General features: G+C 26.3%; 3 protein-coding genes. 1 reads left to right on the forward strand and 2 read right to left on the reverse strand.

Annotated features, from left to right (window positions below):
• Nucleotides 1–126: 126 nt before the first annotated feature.
• Together H8923_RS16875 and H8923_RS16880 are read right to left on the reverse strand one after the other, a co-directional pair.
• The gene (locus H8923_RS16875) at nucleotides 127–288 is read right to left on the reverse strand and encodes a helix-turn-helix transcriptional regulator (RefSeq protein WP_153973195.1); all 162 of its coding nucleotides are present in this window, start codon (nucleotides 286–288) and stop codon (nucleotides 127–129) included.
• Nucleotides 289–339: 51 nt separating this feature from the next.
• On the reverse strand, nucleotides 340–729 hold the full coding sequence (locus H8923_RS16880; RefSeq protein WP_153973194.1) for a hypothetical protein: 390 nt from the start codon (nucleotides 727–729) through the stop codon (nucleotides 340–342).
• Nucleotides 730–1,054: 325 nt separating this feature from the next.
• On the opposite strand from H8923_RS16880, the gene H8923_RS16885 reads away from it, so the two are divergent.
• Nucleotides 1,055–1,498 (forward strand): hypothetical protein, encoded by a 444-nt coding sequence (locus H8923_RS16885; protein WP_153973193.1) that lies wholly within the window; start codon nucleotides 1,055–1,057, stop codon nucleotides 1,496–1,498.
• Nucleotides 1,499–2,336: the final 838 nt, after the last annotated feature.

The raw sequence follows: 2,336 nt of genomic DNA on the forward strand, positions 1-2,336 counted from the left end.
TAAAAAAATAAAGTTTCATAAATAACAAAATAATAAAAAAAGAGTGAGTGTAGAGGAATGTTGTTATTCCAATATGTTCACTCTTTTTTATTTCAACTAGTCCCTAAACCTAAATTTAGGGACTAGTTATTCTTCATCTAAAAATTTAAACAAATCTTCTATTGTTACATCAAATACTTTTGCAATATCCATAGCTAGTTTTAGAGAAGGATTATATCTACCGTTCTCTAAATGAACGATAGTCTCACGTCTTACATCTACTAACTTTACTAGTTCGTTTTGCTTCATAAGGGATTTTTATCTGTATTCTTTTATGTTTGTTTTTAAAATAGTCAATTATTAATAGATCACCTTTCTTTCATAATGCATAAATAGTAATACTCTTAAGGCTGAAAAGATAAACATTGAAGATATTATTACTAGACCAACAATCTCTCTAGTAGATAAAACTATGGATAATGAATTTCTTTGTGTAACAAGTATTCCCATAAAGATTACCATAGGGATCATATATTTTATGCATATAGCACTTACTTTGGACATTATCCTTTCTGTTAACTCATCATTTAGACCATCAAATTTAGAGTGGAAAAAGAAAAGTATCATTGATGCCATTATCCATAAAAGTAGTAAATTTGTAGAAATATCAGAGCTTATATAAACATCAATTATTACAACAAGGAATATATTAAATGTATCTAATATAAGCATAAACTTTTTTGTAATCACTTGTTCCTAATACTGTTGGAAATGCTGTATTCTTAAAATGGAAATGTAAAAATTTACAGTATATATAAACTATATATATATATATATCTATTATGTCACGAGGGTTACTGGTTTTACTTGTGTTGGTCTATTGATATTACCATCGCCTATAGTGAATAATGATTTAGTAACGTATTGTATGTTTATACGTAATTGAACAAATAATTTACTCACTCGCCAAATCTGAAAATGGTCAAAAATCATTTTGAAATTTTTGAAGGATTTGAAGTTTTTTTGTAGAATTTATCGATTGAAATATATTTATCAAAGGAGGATTATAAGTAAAATGAAAAAAATACTATGTTTTATGCTTACACTAGCTATTACGATTACATCTTCTATTAGTAGTTTTGCAAACGGTGTAAGTATGGAGTCAGAATCTAATCAAAAAGAAGTTATTAGTGTTTATGATGGTAGTGGAGAATTAATTGACACAATGACAGAAGAAGAATTTGAATCAATGGAAAGCGAAAGAATTTCTCCTTGGGTTGTAGTAAAGGCTATAGTTGCCGCAGGTGGAGTAATATCAACTATAGCATGGTATACAGAGGCTCTTACAGGAGTAAATGTAGCTAATTGGGTTTATAATAATATATCTCTTCCAATATATAAATCAACAAAAACTATGCATATTTATGCTAGAAGTAAAACTTTACATAATCCGTATCCACCACACTCTTATGAAGGAGCAATGTGGAAGAAGAATAACTTCTACGTAGTTGTTAAGTAATGGGTAAATGTATAACTATATTACTTATTAGAACTTGTATGTTATTGAGTACAGCATATTTAGCAAACTATATACTTGTTAAATTCAAATATTCAAATGCTGATATAAGAGCATTCTTTATTGCTTTAGGAATTCATCTTTGTGCATCTATAGGTATTTTTATAAATTCTAAAGATATGAGTTTTATCGAGCATTTGAGTGAATCAATAATATTTATATTGATATTCATTACATATATATGTACAAAGAAAATATATTTAAAATAGTTATAATAAAAGCATCTATATTTATGTATAGGTGTTTTTATTATACTTAGTTATGTAAAAAAATGTCAATGCATGACTGAAATCTAACTAATATTACAACTATGTAATACTGAGTTAAGTAAAATTGCAAAATTTTTATGTAAAGATAGTAGTAATACTGCTATTTACGTTTGTAAATAAGTTTATAATTGATTATGTATAATAAAGACTCTTTTTAGGAGGGTGAATATGAATTGGGAAAAGTAAGGGAAGTTTGGAACGATAAAGATAAACTATTAAGGATAGTGATAGTATTAACTATTATAAATATGGCACTTCAAATATTTTTTAACTGATAAATCATCTACTAAAAAGTAGGTGATTTTTTATTGTATGAAGAAAAGAAAAATAAATACAAAATATGATATAATATTGATATTATCTACAAGTAAGGGGGTGAGATAATGAGGAATACATTAATAAAAGTAGATGATATTGATGAGAGTATTGAATATATAGATACAATTCATAGAGAGAGTAAAGGGTGGATTACAAAGGCTGAAATAAATAAAAATAAAGAATTTAGCCAATGG

Origin of the sequence: Romboutsia faecis, assembly GCF_014323405.1 — a bacterium.
GTDB lineage: Bacteria > Bacillota > Clostridia > Peptostreptococcales > Peptostreptococcaceae > Romboutsia_E > Romboutsia_E faecis.

Bases quoted from the DNA above. Each gene is read 5' to 3' on its own strand.
- H8923_RS16885 (WP_153973193.1), top strand. From the start codon at position 1,055: ATGAAAAAAATACTATGTTTTATGCTTACACTAGCTATTACGATTACA.
- H8923_RS16875 (WP_153973195.1), bottom strand. From the start codon at position 288: ATGAAGCAAAACGAACTAGTAAAGTTAGTAGATGTAAGACGTGAGACT.